Consider the following 18029-nt stretch of genomic DNA (forward strand, 5'->3'; position numbering starts at 1 on the left):
ATCGGCAGTAGCCCCTTGCATCCAAACCTTGAGTGTAGTAGACTCAAGTTAGCTGTAAAAAGAAGGCGCAGGATGCGCCCCGCACAAGACGTGAAAGGATAAGATTTATGGACGCAAAATTCACCACCAAGAGCCAAGAAGCGCTATCCGCTGCTAATATGAACGCGCAGACAGCGGGTAACCCCAGCATCGAACCTGCGCACATCCTCAAAGCACTGATGGATCAGCGAGAAGGTGTTGCCGTAGCGGTTCTCAAGGCCGCAGGGCTAGACATCGAGGCTATTTCGGAAGCCGCATCCGCAGAGATTAAGAAACTGCCGAAGGCATCTGGCGCATCGGTGCAGAACGCAAACTTCAGCCGCAGCGCCCTCGCCGCCATTCAGAGCGCGCAGACCCACGCACAGAAATTCGGTGACACCTACATCTCCACCGAAATGCTGCTGCTGGGCATCGCAAGCGGCGATAGCGATACCGCTCGCGCACTTGAAAACCTGGGCGCAACCGCCAAAGTTATCGAAGAGACCATTCCCCAAGTACGAGGAGACCGCACCGTGGATACCCCGGACCCCGAAGGCACCTTCCAGGCCCTTGAAAAGTATGGAACCGACCTGACCGCGCTCGCCCGCGAAGGTAAACTCGACCCCGTGATTGGCCGAGACTCCGAAATTCGCCGCGTGGTGCAGGTGCTCTCACGGCGCACCAAGAACAACCCCGTGCTCATTGGTGAACCCGGCGTCGGTAAAACCGCCGTGGTCGAAGGGCTGGCTCAGCGCATGGTCTCCGGCGATGTTCCCGAATCCCTGCGCGGTAAAACCCTGATCAGCCTTGACCTTGGGTCCATGGTTGCGGGCGCTAAATACCGCGGCGAATTCGAGGAACGCCTCAAGGCCGTGCTCGAAGAAATCAAGAAATCCGAAGGCCAGATCGTCACCTTTATCGACGAGATGCACACCGTGGTTGGTGCGGGCGCATCAGAAGGTTCCATGGATGCAGGCAATATGCTCAAGCCCATGCTGGCACGCGGCGAGCTGCGCATGATTGGCGCCACTACGCTTGACGAGTTCCGCGAGAACATTGAGAAAGACCCCGCTCTGGAACGTCGTTTCCAGCAGGTGTACGTGGGTGAGCCTAGTGTTGATGACACGATCGGTATTCTGCGTGGGCTCAAGGAACGCTACGAGGCGCACCACAAGGTGCAGATTTCCGACGCCGCCCTAGTTGCCGCCGCAGCACTTTCAAATAGGTACATTCCCTCACGTCAGCTGCCCGATAAGGCGATCGACCTGGTGGATGAGGCCGCATCGCGCCTGCGCATGGAGATCGACTCGGCCCCCGAGGAAATCGACCAGCTGCGCCGTGCCGTAGACCGCTTGACGATGGAAGAACTGGCCCTCAAGAACGAGACCGACCCGGCGTCGAAGGAACGCCTGGCGGCGCTGCGCAAAGACATGGCTGACAAGAAAGAACAGCTGGATGCGCTCAACGCCCGCTGGGAAGCCGAAAAGGCCGGTCTGAACCGCGTGGGCGATCTCAAGAGTGAAATCGATGAGCTGCGCTCGCGTGCCGAGGTGGCACAGCGCGAGGGCAACCTGGCGGATGCATCCCGCCTGCTCTACGGCGAAATTCCCGCCAAGGAGAAGGAACTGGAAGAAGCTCAGCGCGCCGAAACTGAGGCTCATGGCGAGGCTATGGTCTCTGAAGAGGTCACGGCTGACGACATTGCCGAGGTTATCTCTTCCTGGACGGGCATTCCCGCCGGGCGCATGCTTCAGGGCGAATCCGAGAAGCTGCTGGAGATGGAGAAACGTATCGGTGAACGCCTGATCGGTCAGGAAGCCGCCGTGGTTGCCGTAGCGGATGCGGTTCGCCGCGCCCGCGCCGGAATCTCCGACCCGAACCGCCCGATTGGTTCCTTCCTGTTCCTGGGGCCGACCGGCGTGGGTAAGACCGAGCTCGCGAAGGCTCTGGCGGAGTTCCAGTTTGATGACGAGCACGCCCTGGTGCGCATCGACATGAGTGAGTACGGCGAGAAGCACAGCGTTTCCCGCCTGGTGGGTGCGCCTCCCGGATACGTGGGCCACGAAGAAGGCGGTCAGCTGACCGAGGCTGTGCGCCGTCGCCCCTACTCCGTGGTGCTGCTGGACGAGGTTGAGAAGGCCCACCCCGAGGTCTTCGATATTCTGCTGCAGGTGCTTGATGACGGTCGTCTGACCGACGGTCAGGGCCGCACCGTGGACTTCCGCAACGTGATTCTGATTCTGACCTCGAACCTGGGTTCGCAGTACCTGGTCGATCAGGAGATGCCGTTTGAGGAGCGCACCGAGAAGGCAATGCAGGTGGTTCACCAGGCGTTCCGCCCCGAGTTCCTGAACCGTCTGGACGACATCATCATGTTCGAGCCGCTCTCTTCCGAGCATCTGGGACAGATTGTGAACCTGCAGATTCAGGGCATGGGCAAGCGTCTGGCCGACCGCCGCCTGACCCTGGATGTTACCCCCGCCGCCCTGGAATGGCTGGGCTTGGCAGGGTACGATCCGGCCTTCGGCGCCCGCCCGCTGCGCCGCCTGGTACAGCGTGAGATCGGCGACCGTCTGGCGAAGGGCATCCTCTCAGGTGCCATTCACGATGGCGACACCGTAGAGGTGGATGTGAACCCGGATGTTGCAATGGACGGTCTGTCGGTGACCTCCAGGCGGTAACGGGTAGCGCAGCTGGTACAGATAATGCGCGCCGCACCGGGAAGTATCCCGGTACGGCGCGCATTCTTGCTAGTAGATGAAAGGTGTTATGCCTGCTTGCGGCGGCGTGCCACCAGTACGACGGTGGTACCCGCTACGAGGGTGAACAGGCCAACCCCGGCGATGGTTAGCGCACCCGAAGCGCCGGTGCTTGCCAGCCTGCCGCGAGTGGTTGAAGCTGCCGAGTAGCTGCCCGTGCTGCCGGTTGAGGCGACGGTCCCGGTGGAGGAGACACGCGATGCGGAGCCACCCGAGTAGCTGCCGGATACCCTGGACTCGCACGCTACCCCGTCTTTGTCGCGGTCAAGGTGGCCGCTGTAGTGTTCGCTGCCTGCCTTAATATTGTTCAGGCCGCGGGCGCGGGCCTCGGTGCAGTTATCAGGTTTGTCATCGGTGGAGGTGTCAGCGGCTGCTGCCTGCTTGCCTCCGGTGGTGCTGGTGGTGCCGGAACCGGAAGTGCCGGTTGCTTTAGTCTCGCACCCTACCCCGTCCTTGTCACGGTCAAGGTGCTCACTGTAGTGCGGGCTGTTCGCATCAATATTGCTGAGTCCGCGCGCCGATGCTTCGGTGCAGTTCTTGGGGATTTCCCCAGCTACGGCCGAGCCCTGAGCGGCAGCGGCCAGGTGCTCCGCGTTTGCGGATGCGTTCGGCACGTTATGTTCAGCAGAGGAAGAGTCCTGCGCCGAATTGTTTGCTGCCTGCTCGCTCTGGCTGGGGGCAGCGGAAGGCTGCACCGGAGGCTGCGGCTTGCCCGTCACCGCTGCGGAGGCGCTTGAGGCAGCGGGTGCCTCGGTGGCGCTCTGTGCGGCAGAGGCTGAGGAGCTGGGGGTTGCTTCGGTCGGTGCGGGCGCAGCAGAAGCAGCAGCCGTATCGGTGGGGGAAGCGCTCGGTGCTGCTGCCGCCTGGATTGTCACGGTCGCGGCGTCGCCGCCGCGGCGGGGATCCTGTTTATTGAGCGACCCGGTAAGCACCGTGAGGGTCACGGTCTGCCCGGGTTTGAACCCTTCCTGCCAGGGGATGGTGCCCGCCACGTTGCCGTTTGCGTCGGCCTCAACACGCAGGTAGGGCTGTCCGCTTACGCCACCGCCATCAATTTTGAGGGCGAGTACCGAGGGTGAGCCGTCTTTGGCTTTGAACCCGGTGCCGGTGAAGCTTAGACCCTGCCCCACGGTCCAGGAGCTGGGGAAGGTGATGGTTGCCCCGTCGTCGTAGGTGTGGCTCGCGTTTGCTGCGGGTGCCACGGCGGCGGTGTTGGTTGCGGGTGCCGCGAATGCGGCGGGGACGGCGGTCGCGCCTACGAGGCTGAGGCTGAGCGTGGCGACGGCGCCAATAGTTGCGAATTTGTGATGAGTTGTCATACCTAAAATTCTATAGGCACCGCGTAGGGTAGAATGCCCGAAAAGACGCTTCGGGACTGTGGTGTACAACAGTATGGATACCCTATCTTTAAGCTGTTAGTTGAGGTTTACTCCCAGAAATTCTTTCCGTGCGCGGGTGAGCAGTGCGCGGTCCCAGCCGCCGCACGGTCACTTTCGGTGCGGATACCCGCAGTGTGCACGGTCATGGCGGGGCGCATCCTACAATGGGTGCAGTACATTCTTGAACGACGGCACACTGGGACGCAATGGATAAATGGACTGACACGACCGGATTCGATAATCACGAGATTGCCGCCGTGCACCGTGCCGCGATCCGTTCTATCCAGCGTGTTGTTGCCGAGACCGCCCAGCCGCACCAGCCTGAGGTTGCCCTCGAAGGGGTGGCTGGTATGCTTCGTGCAGGCCGGGTGCTTGCGCTTACCGGGGCGGGGGTTAGTACCGAATCCGGTATCCCTGATTACCGTGGCCCCGCCGGTTCCCTGCGTGAGCACCGCCCCATGACCTACCAGGAATTCCGGTATGATGACGCTGCCCGCCAGCGCTACTGGGCGCGTTCCTATGTGGGGTGGCGGCGCATGAAGGAGGCCAAACCTAACCGCGCCCACTATGCGCTGGTTGAGCTTGAGCAGCACGGCGCTGTTTCTGGGGTGATCACCCAGAACGTTGATGGGCTTCATGCCCAGGCGGGGAGCAGAAATATACTGGCTCTGCACGGTGATCTCTCAACGATCATATGCCTCACCTGCGGGCACCGTGAGGGGCGGGCGAGCCTGGATATTCGTTTGGATGCCGCAAATCCCGGCTATTTGGCGCGTCTTGCGGGCACCGATTTGCGGGTTAACCCTGATGGCGATGTTGAGTTGGATAACGATTTCATCCGTGATTTTGTGATGATCGGGTGCATTGCGTGCGGCTCCCAGCGCCTTAAACCGGATGTGGTGTACTTCGGTGAATCTGTGCCCGCCGAGCGGAAGGAGCGGCTGCGGCACATGCTGGCTGATTCGACTGCTCTGCTGGTGGTTGGTTCGTCGGTGGCGGTGATGAGCAGTTACAAGATTGTGTTGGATACGCTCAAGGCCAATAAGCCGGTTGCCGTGTTGAACGGTGGGCCGGGCCGGGCGGATGCGCGCGCCACCTATCTGTGGCGCACCAATGTGGGGGATGCACTGGGCCAGCTGCTTGACCGGTTGCAGCTGTGAGCACCGTGGCCCAAGGCGCCGCCACGCACAGGAGAAGAATAATAAAGAAATACGCAAGGTACGCCAAGCACCGGGTTAGAGTATTTCCCCTAATGGGGGCGTACATTAGCGCAAAATAGTGCGTGCCCTATCGCCGCTATTTGACCCACACCATAATCGTAGGCCATGTAATATTATTGCTTCGCCGATAGAATATAAGGCATGACAATTCGCACCAAGATTGCCACTTTCGGTATCATAGCCGCGCTTGCGGGCGGCATGGTAGGCACATCCGCTCCCATCGCCTCGGCCGCGCCGGTGGCTGCTCCCACCGCCACCAGTTATTTCAGAGCTGGAGCAACCGTTAATTTCCCCACCACTTGGACGGCGGGGCAACCGCTAACTGTTATCGGGCAGGGGTTTAGAACCAGAAGCGGTCGGTCGGTGACTGTTGTATTGCGTGGCGATGAGGGCGAAATTTACCACGAGGTGCGTCCGGATGCTAATGGAAAATTCACTACTTCTATCCCGTGGTCGAATAGTTTACAGGCCGGGCAGAGCATTGAGTTTGAGACTTTCGCGTTGACCCGGGGCGGTTTCTACGAGGGCAGCGAGGTTGATGTGCGGGTTGTGGCCGCTCCGGCGCGGCAGAACCCTGCCCCGCAGCCGAAGACCACCACCGGTGCAGCCCAGAAACCGGCGGAGAAAGATAAGTCTGGTGAGAATAAGAACGGCGGGGGCTCTGACGGCGGCAGCACCTCTGGGGATAAGAATAATAAGGACGGTAACGGCGGCTCTGGTGACAATAAGAACCAGGGCGGCAGCGGCGGCGACAATAACTCCGGCGGCAATAATAATAATGCTGGCGGTGCCCAAAGCGGCGGCGGCAGCGACCCATCAGCCTCCCCACAGGGTGGGCAGCAGGATAGTAACGGGGCCTCTGGCAGCGCTATAGATTCCTCCGAACCGGATGGTCCTTCCGATAAGGTTTCGGCCAGTGCCAGTGAGTCCAGCCCCAGTGCGTCAGCCTCAGCCTCTGCCAGCGGGAATAAGCGTTTTCATAACTGTAAAGAGGTGAAGGACGCCGGGCTGGCCCCTATTCATAAGGATCACCCGGATTTTCAGGAGGGTTTTGACGCTGACCATGATGGTGTGGGGTGCGATAAGCCCGCAGACTTCGGCAACGAGCCTGTGACGATTACCACGGGTGCTGCGGCTGGGGATTCTTCTGCCTCTACGGAGGCCTCGGGTGAGCAGGGTTCTTCCGGGCAGGGGTTTAGCCCGGCAGATCTTGCGGACCCCGGTAAAAACGGGGTTTTGCTGGCTGCCGGTTATGTGCTGATTGTGGGCGGAATTGGTGGAGCAATATTCCTGGCCGTGCGCAAAATGCGTAAAGAGTGATGCCGCTCTCGCATATAACCCGCTGTGGGTGAATTATTCTCTACATATTCAAGAACGTGCCTATAAGAATGCAAGAGTGTATTGCGGGTCAATTTAGAGCACTTATGCGATGAGTCGCCAGCCACAGAAGCCGTGTCTTATACCGTTAATATGTTCCTTAAAACCTGCCAGATCAGGGATATAGCACCAATGATTTAAGGGTGGGTTTTACGTCTAAGGAAGGTTAACCATATTGACGAACACCATAGTCTTCTGCGTGCAATAACTGCATTTAATACTGTGCGTACAGATAAAATTAAGTCATGAGTATTCGCACTAAATTTACTACATTCAGCATCGTTGCCGCACTGGGGTGCGGCATGGTTGGTGCAACTGTTCCCGCTGCTTTTGCAGCACCTGGTTCGGTTCCAGCCGCAGCCGCTCACGTTTACGAAGATGGGGCGAGCCTGCAGTTTCCGGACACCTGGACCGTAGGTCAACCCCTGCACTTTACAGGTACCGGTTTCAAAGCAACTGATGGTTCCCCTTCTATTCTGGCGATTAAGATCAACGGCGGCCCTGTCAGCGGCGCCCGCTACCTAGAGGTTAAAGCGGATGCGGACGGCAATATTTCTGGCTCTATCCCTTGGCAGGAGAACCTTAAAGCCGGGGAAAGCGTCGAAATTAATGTGCTCACCGGCTCGTTGAATAAGAAAGACCGGCAGCGTGGCGGCGTGGCGGCTACGGTGACCGTCGTGGACAATTCGGCTGCCCCGTCTGATCCGTCTGTACCGAAGGACACCCCTTCTGAGACACCGTCACCTTCTGAGAAACCCAGCAGCGTGCCTTCGGAGTCTCCTTCAGCTCCTGCTCCCAGCGCGAGCTCACCCGTTGCTGCCCCATCTGAATCACCCTCTGAATCACCGGCTGAATCGCCCTCGGCAACCCCGAGCGAGACCGCCCCTTCGCAGCAGCCCTCGGCGACCTCCAGCGAAACCTCATCGGCTTCTGCTGAGGCGTCGGTGAACGCTGGTGCAGATACAGAAGCATCACCAACCCCGCGTTTTCAGAACTGTAAAGAGGTGCAGGATGCCGGTCTGGCCCCCATCCACAAGGGCCACCCGGACTTCCAGGAGAAGTTTGACGCCGACCATGATGGAGTCGGCTGCGAGAAGGACGCTGACTATGAGAACAGCGCCTCCCGCGTGGATTCTAATGGCGGGGTAGCCGCTAGCGACAGCAATAATAATAGTGGCGGCAGTATCTCTGGGCGGCTGGCAAGCACGGGCGCGGCCGGTGTTGCCACCATTGCGGGCTTGGGCCTGGCTGCTGTGGGCGCTGGTGTTGCCGCAATTGTGGTGATGCGCCGCCGTAAGCAGAGCTCCTAGGCTTTAGCTTCCTAGACCTTGGCTGGTGCGCGTTACCTAATGCGCGCTGCCGTGGAGTATTCCAACCGACAACAATAGTGCAGGTCTCTTGCATACCGCAGTATGGCGGGGCAGAGGCCTGCACTTGTGTGTAGGGAGGGGCACTTTCGGCTTGCGGGAGGGGGCGATGAAGGTTTACAGAAGCTCTTCAGCCAGGAGGTGCAGGGTGCTCTGAAATACAAAGGTACGGCGCATTATGCGTGGGTATAGTGCTCATAGGGGAAATACGCCACGCCGAGCGTAAAATTTCTTGACGATGTGCTGAACGTATCATAAACCTGCAATAAAATAACAATGTATGAATAGATAAACACTATACCCTCAGTATTATAGGAGATATGTGCATTTTTATGTTTTATACCTTTTATAGTGTGTAGTTAAGATGTAGCCTTTTAGAGTGTCTTGATTGAAATACTGAGGATCTAAAGGTTGATAGTGCAGGGTGAATTCAGTCAAAAAGTGAATTATTACACGGGGGAGTTTTAATAATACGGTAATACTATCCACACGGTACACATCATTTTCGATAGACTGGTGATATGACATTCCGTAAAAAAATCGCTACTTCCGGCGCTGTGCTCGCTCTCGGGTGCAGTCTACTAAGCAGCTCGGTTTTGGCACCGGCCGCTTATGCAGCGCCAGAACCATCTGCAACGCCTATCGTTAAGGAATACACCGACGGCGCCACCCTTACCTTCCCCTCAACCTGGACTGAGGGTGAGCCCCTAGAATTTTCGGGCGTTAACTTCTTTGCCACCAACGGCACCCCCTCAGTACTTGCCGTGCGTCTCAACGGTGGGCCCGTGGGTTCATCAGACTACTTGCAGTTCGAAGCTGATGCCGATGGTAAGGTAAGTGGCTCTATTCCCTGGCAGGATCGTTATACTGCCGGTTCGACCGCCACCATTAACGTGCTCACCGGGTCTTTGAACCCCAACGATAATAAGCGCGGAGGCATCGCCGCTTCTGTGACCGTGGTAGACAAAAACGGCGGCACCGGCAAGGCTAAGCCGTCGGAGTCAGCCTCAGCCGATGCGAACAAGTCTGAAAGTCCCAAGGAAGATCCTTCTAAAGGCGCTAAGACAGAGACTCCCGCTAAAGAAGAAAGCAGCCCCGCGGCTAAGGAAGAAGAAACTCACACCGCTGCTAGCAGCGCCACCACAGATGCGGATGAAAAGCCGCTAAGCCCGATCAGCAGCAGCGCCAGCCCCACCGCAGTGACCAGCGCATCTTCAAATAACTCGGGCGGGAATATGATGCCGTGGCTTGGCTACGGGCTGATCGGCGGCGGTGTGGTACTCGCTGCGCTCATCATTTTCTTCAATATTCGGCGTAAATCATAAAATATCGCTCGGTCGGTACTTTATACTGCCGCATTGTGTAAATATTCACTTAAATCCCCCTTTGCATGGAATGCAAAGGGGGATTTTGGATTTGTGGGGATATCCCCACAGAAAACCATAAAACAGGTCACACTATAAATGATTTCGTTCGCAAGAGGCGTTATGTGGGTGTGATTTTTATGCACATAAATGTCAAGGCAACTCTATCTGTATAGGTTGAATTTAAGCCATAGAACGTGAAGGTGCGTTAAAACCTAAGCCTTAGATTGATAAAATGAGGGGAAAGGTAACAGATATATTCCACTGACAGTTACCGCTCAAAAACCCACATGAAATATGTGGGAACACAGCACATGAACCGCCAACAGAAAAGAGGCGATACAGGATAAGACCAGCGCCGTTGGAAGACATACCTGCGATCTAAGTAGGACACAGCTACAACACAGGATTAAGCGCGAATCTATAAATATCCGAATCACTACACTACAGACGGAGAATCCTATGCACCTAGTGAGTATGGTAATCGCGGACCTTATAGCAATTGCCGCTCTGTGCACCATCTACCTCGTCCGCCACAGCCGCCGTGAGCTAGTGGTCTCATACACCATCATTAACTTCGGCGTTTTTGTGGTCACAGAAGCACTCTCATTTGCCTCCGGCACGAGTGCAGGAATGGGGCTTGGACTATTCGGCGTGCTATCCATTATCCGCCTGCGTTCCACTCCACTGGCACAACGCGAAGTCGCCTACTACTTTGTCTCATTGGCATTGGGCCTCATCGCAGGTGTCAGGCTGGATCCCGAATATATGGCATACGCCCTCATGGCGATGCTCGTTATTATCATGGCCGTCGTCGATCTGCCCTTCTTCGACAATAAGCAGAAGACCCAGATCATTACCGTCGATCGTGCCATTAGCGACCCTGAAGAACTCAAAACATACTTGAACCAGAAGCTCTCCTACGAAGTGCTCAGCGTGAAAGTATCGGAGCTCGACATGGTCAACGACACTACCAGGGCAGAGGTTAGCTACAACCCTGACCCACCGGCAGAAGATACCACCGCAGAACAGGGAAACACCCCCGACTATGCGGTAACTGCCAAGGCGCAGAACACCCCAACACAGCAGGGTGCAGGTGCCACTCAGGGCTATGGCAACCAAGCCCAAGGGTACGCCTCCTCACAGCAAGGCTACGGCCACCACCTGCATGAGGCGTCCCGCAATATCTAAAGGATTCGCGCATATCCTGCTACTTTCGTAGCTCTAACCGACAATACCGACCCGGCACGGCTTCCGCACAGTCACCGGGCGGTGCCCGAAAGGAACAGCATCATGGAAATTATTCCCAGCTACTGGCAGAGCATTACCCTGAACGATCTTAATAACAAAGCTGCCATGCAGACCCGCATGGACCGTAAATACATCGTAGACGCAGACTACGCGGCATCGGTACTGGCAGAGCTGCCCGCCGAGGCATCCGTACTCGAAATTGAGGGGCAGCGCGAATTTGCCTACGACTCCGTCTACTTCGATACCCCCAACCTGGTCAGCTACTACGCGGCCGCCACCGACCGCCCCGACCGGTTCAAGGTGCGCACCCGCAGCTACCTCGACACCAACACATGCTTCCTGGAGGTCAAGACCGAAGGCGAACGCGCCATGACCGTGAAGGAGCGCATTCCTTACTCCATTGATGACCGTGACAAGCTCACTGAAGAGGGCCGACAGTACGTCAACGAGGCACTCTACGGGATTCTTGACACCCCGGCCATTGAGTTCGAACCGGTTATTAGCACCGGGTATCGACGCACCACCATTTACCTGCCCGCCTCAGAGCAGAACCCGGTGGATTCCCGCCTGACCATTGACCGTAACCTCACGTGGACGCCCTTGTCGGATCATGCGCTCTATGCGGGGGTAACCCGGGAAAACTACCACGGCCATAAGGTGGGGGTTGAGTACACGATTCCCGGCACCGTCATTATTGAAACGAAATCCGGCACGGCCCCCTCAGTCGCAGACAAGCACCTGTGGCGTGCGGGCATCCGGCCCGTCAAGATCTCCAAGTTCGGTACCGGTCTGGCGGCACTCAACCCGCAGCTGCCCTCCAATAAGTGGCACCGCATTATTGAGCGGTGGATGAACCTGGTGCCAGCTAAAGTTGCCGTCTAGGCAACCCGCGTCACCGTATAGAAGGGAGAATAACCAACCACAACCGACACTGAACTAAAACCGGCGCAAGAACGAACACATTAAATTGCCGGTACGAGACGGCACCTGCCGCGCAGAACGTGATAAGGCCCAATGCCTCACACAATAAGCGCAGCAGGTGCCGTACCCTTTTTAGACCACAGTGAATGCTATGCCGCAGGGTCAGGCGTCACCCATTTAGTATTTTTAAACCCACCTAATGGTAGGGTAGAGTGCGTGGCTTACCGCCACCTAACTCATGGCGCGTATTCGACGGACCCCCCTCACCCAGGGGGATTCTAGGGTGCAGCGCGCAGACAACATGCAAATAACCGCCAATAACACCAACCACCGGTAAGGGTATATGGGGAGCCAAACGTTACCCGTTACCGTTATGACACGCGCCTACAGACACCGATATACGCAGGCAGGAAGAAGACGCATAGTGAAGAAATCCCCTTTAAACGTGGCAGCCTCTCTACCCCTTATTGTGGGTTTGGGACTGGCTGGATGCTCAGGTAGTAATAATGAATCTAGTGCCGCCCCGAAAGACTCCCTAGGCCCGACCAATGCCGCACCCGCTCAACAGGCAAAAGCCCCCTCGGGCAAATATAGTTCGAATACGAAAACCGGCGAAAAAATTAATGCTGAAACCCACCACACCCACGGTAGTCTCACCTGGGATACTGGATCTGAAATCCGCCTTGACCTTGCGAATGAACCTTCCGCTGACGGGGTGAGCGTTGAGGATGGTGCCCTAGTCATTACCAAAGCCGGGAACTATCATCTAAGCGGCGACTACACCGGGCAGGTACGCATTAATACCGCCGAGCCTGAGACAGTGCGGCTCATCTTAGATAATGTGAGTATTACTAACTCCACGGGGCCTGCTATTACCGCCAGCGGAGGCGGCACGACAATCGTATATACGATGGCTGGCACCACCAATACTGTCAGTGATGGGGAGCAGTACACGGTAACTGGTAAGAAAAAACCAGACGCAGCGATCTACTCCACCGCGAACCTGACCCTCGCCGGGGAAGGCACGTTGACGGTGAACGGGAACCATGAAGAAGGGGTGCATACCACTGGCGGGCTGGTGATCTCCAACGGAACCCTGAATGTGAACTCCGTAAAAACCGGGATTAAAGGCAAAAACTATGTGGACATTCTGGGCGGTGAGGTATCCGTCAACTCCCAGAAAGATGCTATTAAAGCCACCAACTCTAAAGAGGAAGGGTACGGGTGGGCTCGTATTACCGGCGGCACCGTGAAGGTTATTGCGGGCGATGACGGACTTAAAGCCATCCGCACCGTTGAAATAGCCGACGGCACGCTCAATATTGAAAAGGCCCGAGAAGGTGTGGAGGGCCAGTACATTAATATTTTTGGCGGCGCGGTATCCGTCAACAGCATAGACGACGGCATTAACGCCTCCCTCAAAGACCCCCTGCCTGACGGGCAGGAAGCCGAGGACACCGCCGACCCCACACCTGACGGTCAGCCCCAGCAGGAACCCAGCGGCAGCGTGGGAGGTGCACGGGATACCACCGAAGTTATTGACGCCGCTATTCATATCAGCGGCGGACAGGTCACGGTGAACGTTGAGGGGGATGGCATCGACTCGAACGGCTCCCAGACCTACACCGGCGGCACTGTCACCATTAACGGCCCCTCAACCTACCTGAATAACTCGGTGGATGCCAACGGCGAGCTGCTGCTGAACGGGGTGAATATTGCGGCGGCCGGCAGCGGCGCAGAAATGTTTAAGGTTCCCTCCGAGAAGTCAACGAACGGGTACCTGCGAGTGGTTAATCTGGATGTGTTTACCCCCGGACGCACAGTGCAGGTGACAGATACCGAGACCGGCGCGGTGGTGGCGAACTATACGGTGGTTACCTCCGGCGTGCAGCTGTTCTTTCTCTCGAACCCATCCCTCGTAAAAGGTAATAACTATACGGTATATACGGTGTCTGAGCCGGTGCAGGAGGGCAGCACGACCCTCGCTCCGGGAGCGGTTGAAGTGGGCACGTACGCCGCAGAATAGCCCAACAATACCTATAAACCCGTTTGTGACAAGACGAAATAACGGGGAAGGCGTGGAACTGTTGTCTTTCGGCTCGTAGCGGTACGGAGGTGAAAGTACACAATAAGAAGACACGCGATGCTCAAACCGGTGCATCGCGTGTCTTCTTTATATTTATTTATCTATAAATTAGGTTACACAATCCTTCAACTTAAGGTAGACTTTTAAGGTCTTGAGCGATTGCTGAGACTCCAATAATCACCGAAAGATAACAATAAATATGAAGAAAACAACGGTCAAAACCGTAGCCTCCGTAACTCTGATCACCGCGCTGGGGTCTACCGGGTACCTTGCCGCCAATGGTGCGCCTCCCGTCGCAGCTGCACCCAACGCAGCCGCAGTGCAAAAGCTAGATGCACAAACCCACTACTCCGATGAAGACCTCAAATGGGACTCCTCCGACGAAGAAGCCATTGACCTGGCGAACCCCGCCGCTGCCGACGGGGTAAACGTTAACAATGGCACTATCACTATCACCGCAGACGGTACCTACCGGCTCTCCGGCGAGTACAACGGCCAAGTGAAGATTGAAGCCGGTAAGTCTGATACGGTACGGCTGGTGCTCGATAACGCGAAGATTACCAACTCAACCGGGCCAGCCATTAATGTGGCGGGCGCTGGTGAAGCGATTATTTACACCGCTTCGGGCACGGCAAACACCATTGCAGACGGAGCTAACTATGCTGCTAAAGGCGCAGATGACCCGGATGCGGCCATCTACTCCACTGCGAACCTGACCCTCGCCGGGGAAGGCAGTCTGTCTGTGAAGGGCTCCTACAAAGCGGGTGTTCACACCACTGACGGGCTCGTCATCGCCAACGGCACCCTTGATGTCAACGCCGCAAAAGCCGGTATTAAAGGCAAAGACTATGTAGACATTGTTGGCGGCACCGTGAAGGTTACCGCTGGGCAGGACGGCATTAAATCCACCAACACCGATGATGAAAACAAAGGCTTTACTCGCCTCAGTGACGGGTCGGTGACTATTTCGGCTGGGGATGACGGACTCAAAGCCCCGCGCACCCTCGAAATTTCCGGCGGCACCCTGAACATTGAAAAGTCCGATGAGGGTATTGAAGGGCAGTACGTTAACGTCCTTGACGGTGAGGTGACCGTCAATAGCACGGATGACGGCATTAACGCCTCCTTGCCCGCAGCCGACAAGGTAGATGATGACGGCGATGCCGACCAGGAACAGGAACCCGCTGATGGTGCTGGCGCCGCTCCGGTAGACGCGGACGTTAATATTAGCGGCGGCACCGTGGTCGTCAACGCTGATGCTGACGGGATCGACACGAACGGCAACGCGGTATTCACCGGCGGCACCATCATTGTGAACGGCCCCATCGCTGGCGGCAACAGGGCTATTGACTTTGACGGCAAGCTGCTGCTGAACGGGGCAAACGTCACCACCGGCAGCGCCGCCGAAAAGTTCCAGACACCCTCAACGGAATCAACCAGCGGGCACCTGAAAATCGTTAATAACGCTGCCCTGACCCAAGGCAAAACCGTTCAGGTGGCCGACTCCTCCGGCGAGGTGGTGGCGAACTATAAGATCACCAAGTCAGGGGTGCAGCTGGTGCTCGTCTCGAATAAGAATATTGTCAAGGGGCAGGACTACAAGGTCTACGTGGCCTCCGGCGATGTGGATATTGACTCCACCGATGTGGCGAATGGCGCAACCGAGCTGGGCAGCTTCACCGCCGCTTAATCCAGCACCCCGTTGAGCCTGATGCGGCTTCCCGCCCTCTCCCAACACAATGGGAGGAGACGGGGAGCCGCTATCTTTTGGCTTGTGACGGTACGGGGCTGAAGATGCACAATCAGAAAACACGCGATGCTCAAACCAGCGCATCGCGTGTCTTTTTATGCTCATCTCTCAATGATTCAGGTTATCTGCTGCGGCAACTGGGGGCAGCCCCTAAGACATTGCGCAGAAAAAGCCCGAACACAGCTGAGGCTTAGCTAACTGCCGAAATATAGGAGGTATGAAGAACTCAATGCTCAAAACCGTAACCTCCGTAACTCTGATCGCCGCGCTGGGGCTCACCGGATGCTCCACCGCCAGCGGTACCACCCTCACCTCCGGCACCTCCACCGTGCACAGCGCTGTCTCAGGAACCACCGCCGGAACGTCCACCTCCAATACGGCCGCTGGGCAGACACTAGATGCCCAAACCCACTACACCAATGAGGACCTCACCTGGGACTCCTCTGATGAGAAAACTATTGACCTGGCGAACCCCGCCGCCACCGATGGGGTCAGCGTAGAGAACGGCACCATCACCATTACCTCCGGCGGCACCTACCGGCTCACCGGTGAGTACAGCGGCCAGGTGAAGATCGATGCAGCCAAGACCGACACGGTGCGGCTGGTGCTTGATAACGCGAAGATTACCAACTCAACCGGGGCGGCCCTTAATGTGGTGAGCGCCGCCGAAGCAATTATCTACACCGCTGCGGGTACCACGAACACCGTCGCCGACGAGGCTAACTACACTGCCACCGGTGACGACGACCCGGATGCAGCCATCTATTCCACCGCGAACCTGACCCTCGCCGGGGAGGGCAGCCTGTCTGTGGAGGGTGCCTACGAGGAGGGTATCCACACGACTGGCGGGCTGGTTATTGCCAGCGGCACCCTTGAGGTCAACGCCGCGAACACCGGTATTAAGGGCAAGGACTATGTTGATATTACCGGTGGAATCGTCAATGTTACTGCCGCACAAGACGGCATTAAATCCACCAACACCGATGACGAAAGCAAGGGCTTCACCCGGCTGAGCGCCGGGTCGGTGACTGTCTCGGCTGGGGACGACGGGCTCAAGGCCCCGCACACCCTCGAAATTTCCGGCGGCACCCTGAACATTGAGAAATCCAATGAAGGCATTGAGGCGCAGTACATTAATATTCTTGACGGTGATGTGACCGTCAATAGCACGGATGACGGCATTAACGCCTCCCTCAAAGACAGCTCCTCTGACACCTCATCCGATACCACCAGTGGGACGGCCCCCGCCGGGCAGCAAACCCAGCAGAACCAGAACGGTCAGGTGCAGCAGGCCCCGGCGGGCGGGGGAACCGCACCCGGCGGTAGTCAGGGCAGCACTGGGCAAAACCAGAATATGCCCCAGCCTCCCACTGACGGTGCTATGCCCGGCGGTGGCGGCGGCATCTTCGAGGTGGTAGATGCGGCCATTAATATAAGCGGCGGCACCGTGGTGGTCAACGCCGAGGGTGACGGGATCGACTCGAACGGTACCGCAACATTCAGCGGCGGCACCGTCACCGTAAACGGCCCCACCGCTGGCGGCAATAACGCCCTTGACTCCAACGGTGATTTGCTGCTGAACGGGGGAACCGTCACCGCCGGCAGCACCGCCGACATGTTCGAAGCCCCCTCATCAGCATCGACCAGCGGGTACCTGAAAATTACTGATTCGTCGGCCCTCACCCAGGGCAGCACCATTCAGGTCACCGATTCCTCAGGCACTGTGGTGGCGAACTATAAGATCACCAAGTCAGGGGTGCAGCTGGTGCTCGTCTCGAATAAGAATATCGTCAAGGGGCAAAGCTACACCGTCTCTGTGACCTCCGGCAGTGTAGATGCTGCGTCCACCACTGCGGCAAGCGGGGCGAGTGAGCTGGGCAGCTTCACCGCAGCCTAACCCAGCGGCCTGTTGTGCCGGATACGACTTCCCGTCCTCTCCTAACACGTCGGTAGGAGGGGACGGGCTATTCCGCACTCTCGGGGTGCTAAAGCTGCCGATAACCCGTGCAAAATAAAAAGGGTGTTCGGTAAGCTTCAAACCCGCAATAGGCGGTGTTTGCTCCCGGTTTTTCTGAGATTTCTAGCAGAATATGTGTCTGTCAGGAAGACAATAAGGGGTCAAACAAGGTACCCTAGAAGGCAGGAAAGACTGTACAAGCGATCCGTCGGTTGCGCGCGCCATGCGGGCGGCAGTCACGGACAGGATGAAAGAGGGGGTCACGCCATGGGGCGCGGCCGTCAGAAGGCTAAGGCAACACGGCAGGCTCGGGAGATGAAGTACTTCAGCCCCGAAACCGATTACAGCGCACTTGAGCGTGAGCTCAGTAGCGCTAAGAAGAGTAAAACCTCCGACTCGTCCCAACATCGTTACGATGATGAGGATGACTACTCGGCGTACGCAGAGAAATATGCAAACTACGACGACGAGGCATAGCTGAGGTGCATCGCTAAAAGTATAAGGCGCGGCACTGGCTCTCATGTCGCCTGCTATGCAACCGGTTCGGGCATCCCCCAGGGGATGCCCGAACCGGTTTTTG

12 protein-coding genes are annotated in these 18029 nt (G+C 57.3%); 11 read left to right on the plus strand and 1 reads right to left on the minus strand.

Annotation, left to right across the window (positions count from 1 at the left end; translation table 11 throughout):
• Window positions 1–107: 107 nt before the first annotated feature.
• Window positions 108–2699 (plus strand): ATP-dependent chaperone ClpB, encoded by a 2592-nt coding sequence (clpB, locus tag I6I94_RS07775; protein WP_128087093.1) that lies wholly within the window; start codon window positions 108–110, stop codon window positions 2697–2699.
• 86 nt (window positions 2700–2785) lie between these two features.
• Here the strand turns inward: clpB and I6I94_RS07780 are convergent, their stop codons facing one another.
• Entirely contained in the window at window positions 2786–4096 is a 1311-nt protein-coding gene (locus I6I94_RS07780) for an excalibur calcium-binding domain-containing protein (protein ID WP_094758430.1), read from the minus strand.
• Between the two features lie 266 nt (window positions 4097–4362).
• Here I6I94_RS07780 and I6I94_RS07785 point away from each other — a divergent pair, with 266 nt between their 5' ends.
• The 10 genes from I6I94_RS07785 (at window position 4363) to I6I94_RS07830 (ending at window position 17926) form a co-directional block, all read left to right on the plus strand.
• Window positions 4363–5316, plus strand: coding sequence for a Sir2 family NAD-dependent protein deacetylase (locus tag I6I94_RS07785; protein WP_094758431.1), 954 nt, complete (start codon window positions 4363–4365; stop codon window positions 5314–5316).
• 201 nt (window positions 5317–5517) lie between these two features.
• Window positions 5518–6696, plus strand: a complete 1179-nt coding sequence (locus I6I94_RS07790) for an excalibur calcium-binding domain-containing protein (protein ID WP_094758432.1) — start codon at window positions 5518–5520, stop codon at window positions 6694–6696.
• Window positions 6697–6998: 302 nt separating this feature from the next.
• Window positions 6999–8063, plus strand: a complete 1065-nt coding sequence (locus I6I94_RS07795) for an excalibur calcium-binding domain-containing protein (RefSeq protein ID WP_094758433.1) — start codon at window positions 6999–7001, stop codon at window positions 8061–8063.
• A gap of 578 nt (window positions 8064–8641) precedes the next feature.
• Window positions 8642–9445 (plus strand): hypothetical protein, encoded by an 804-nt coding sequence (locus tag I6I94_RS07800; RefSeq protein ID WP_201620578.1) that lies wholly within the window; start codon window positions 8642–8644, stop codon window positions 9443–9445.
• A 501-nt stretch (window positions 9446–9946) separates the two neighbouring features.
• Entirely contained in the window at window positions 9947–10675 is a 729-nt protein-coding gene (locus tag I6I94_RS07805) for a DUF4956 domain-containing protein (protein ID WP_094758435.1), read from the plus strand.
• Window positions 10676–10777: 102 nt separating this feature from the next.
• Window positions 10778–11617 (plus strand): polyphosphate polymerase domain-containing protein, encoded by an 840-nt coding sequence (locus I6I94_RS07810; RefSeq protein ID WP_126854528.1) that lies wholly within the window; start codon window positions 10778–10780, stop codon window positions 11615–11617.
• Window positions 11618–12080: 463 nt separating this feature from the next.
• Window positions 12081–13682 carry a carbohydrate-binding domain-containing protein gene (locus I6I94_RS07815; protein ID WP_201620579.1) on the plus strand — a complete coding sequence of 534 codons (1602 nt, stop codon included), beginning with the start codon at window positions 12081–12083 and terminating at the stop codon, window positions 13680–13682.
• A gap of 259 nt (window positions 13683–13941) precedes the next feature.
• Window positions 13942–15432: a carbohydrate-binding domain-containing protein gene (locus tag I6I94_RS07820; protein WP_128087091.1), complete on the plus strand. Its 1491-nt coding sequence runs from the start codon at window positions 13942–13944 to the stop codon at window positions 15430–15432.
• A 277-nt stretch (window positions 15433–15709) separates the two neighbouring features.
• Window positions 15710–17389 carry a carbohydrate-binding domain-containing protein gene (locus tag I6I94_RS07825; RefSeq protein ID WP_201620580.1) on the plus strand — a complete coding sequence of 560 codons (1680 nt, stop codon included), beginning with the start codon at window positions 15710–15712 and terminating at the stop codon, window positions 17387–17389.
• Between the two features lie 327 nt (window positions 17390–17716).
• Window positions 17717–17926, plus strand: coding sequence for a DUF3073 domain-containing protein (locus I6I94_RS07830; protein WP_006887634.1), 210 nt, complete (start codon window positions 17717–17719; stop codon window positions 17924–17926).
• The last annotated feature ends 103 nt before the right edge of the window (window positions 17927–18029 follow it).

Source organism: Rothia aeria, assembly GCF_016726365.1.
Classification (GTDB): domain Bacteria; phylum Actinomycetota; class Actinomycetes; order Actinomycetales; family Micrococcaceae; genus Rothia; species Rothia aeria.

Excerpts from the sequence above, each read along its gene's own strand:
- clpB (WP_128087093.1), top strand. The coding sequence starts at position 108 with ATGGACGCAAAATTCACCACCAAGAGCCAAGAAGCGCTATCCGCTGCT.
- I6I94_RS07780 (WP_094758430.1), bottom strand. The coding sequence starts at position 4,096 with ATGACAACTCATCACAAATTCGCAACTATTGGCGCCGTCGCCACGCTC.
- I6I94_RS07785 (WP_094758431.1), top strand. The coding sequence starts at position 4,363 with ATGGATAAATGGACTGACACGACCGGATTCGATAATCACGAGATTGCC.
- I6I94_RS07790 (WP_094758432.1), top strand. The coding sequence starts at position 5,518 with ATGACAATTCGCACCAAGATTGCCACTTTCGGTATCATAGCCGCGCTT.
- I6I94_RS07795 (WP_094758433.1), top strand. The coding sequence starts at position 6,999 with ATGAGTATTCGCACTAAATTTACTACATTCAGCATCGTTGCCGCACTG.
- I6I94_RS07800 (WP_201620578.1), top strand. The coding sequence starts at position 8,642 with ATGACATTCCGTAAAAAAATCGCTACTTCCGGCGCTGTGCTCGCTCTC.
- I6I94_RS07805 (WP_094758435.1), top strand. The coding sequence starts at position 9,947 with ATGCACCTAGTGAGTATGGTAATCGCGGACCTTATAGCAATTGCCGCT.
- I6I94_RS07810 (WP_126854528.1), top strand. The coding sequence starts at position 10,778 with ATGGAAATTATTCCCAGCTACTGGCAGAGCATTACCCTGAACGATCTT.
- I6I94_RS07820 (WP_128087091.1), top strand. The coding sequence starts at position 13,942 with ATGAAGAAAACAACGGTCAAAACCGTAGCCTCCGTAACTCTGATCACC.
- I6I94_RS07825 (WP_201620580.1), top strand. The coding sequence starts at position 15,710 with ATGAAGAACTCAATGCTCAAAACCGTAACCTCCGTAACTCTGATCGCC.
- I6I94_RS07830 (WP_006887634.1), top strand. The coding sequence starts at position 17,717 with ATGGGGCGCGGCCGTCAGAAGGCTAAGGCAACACGGCAGGCTCGGGAG.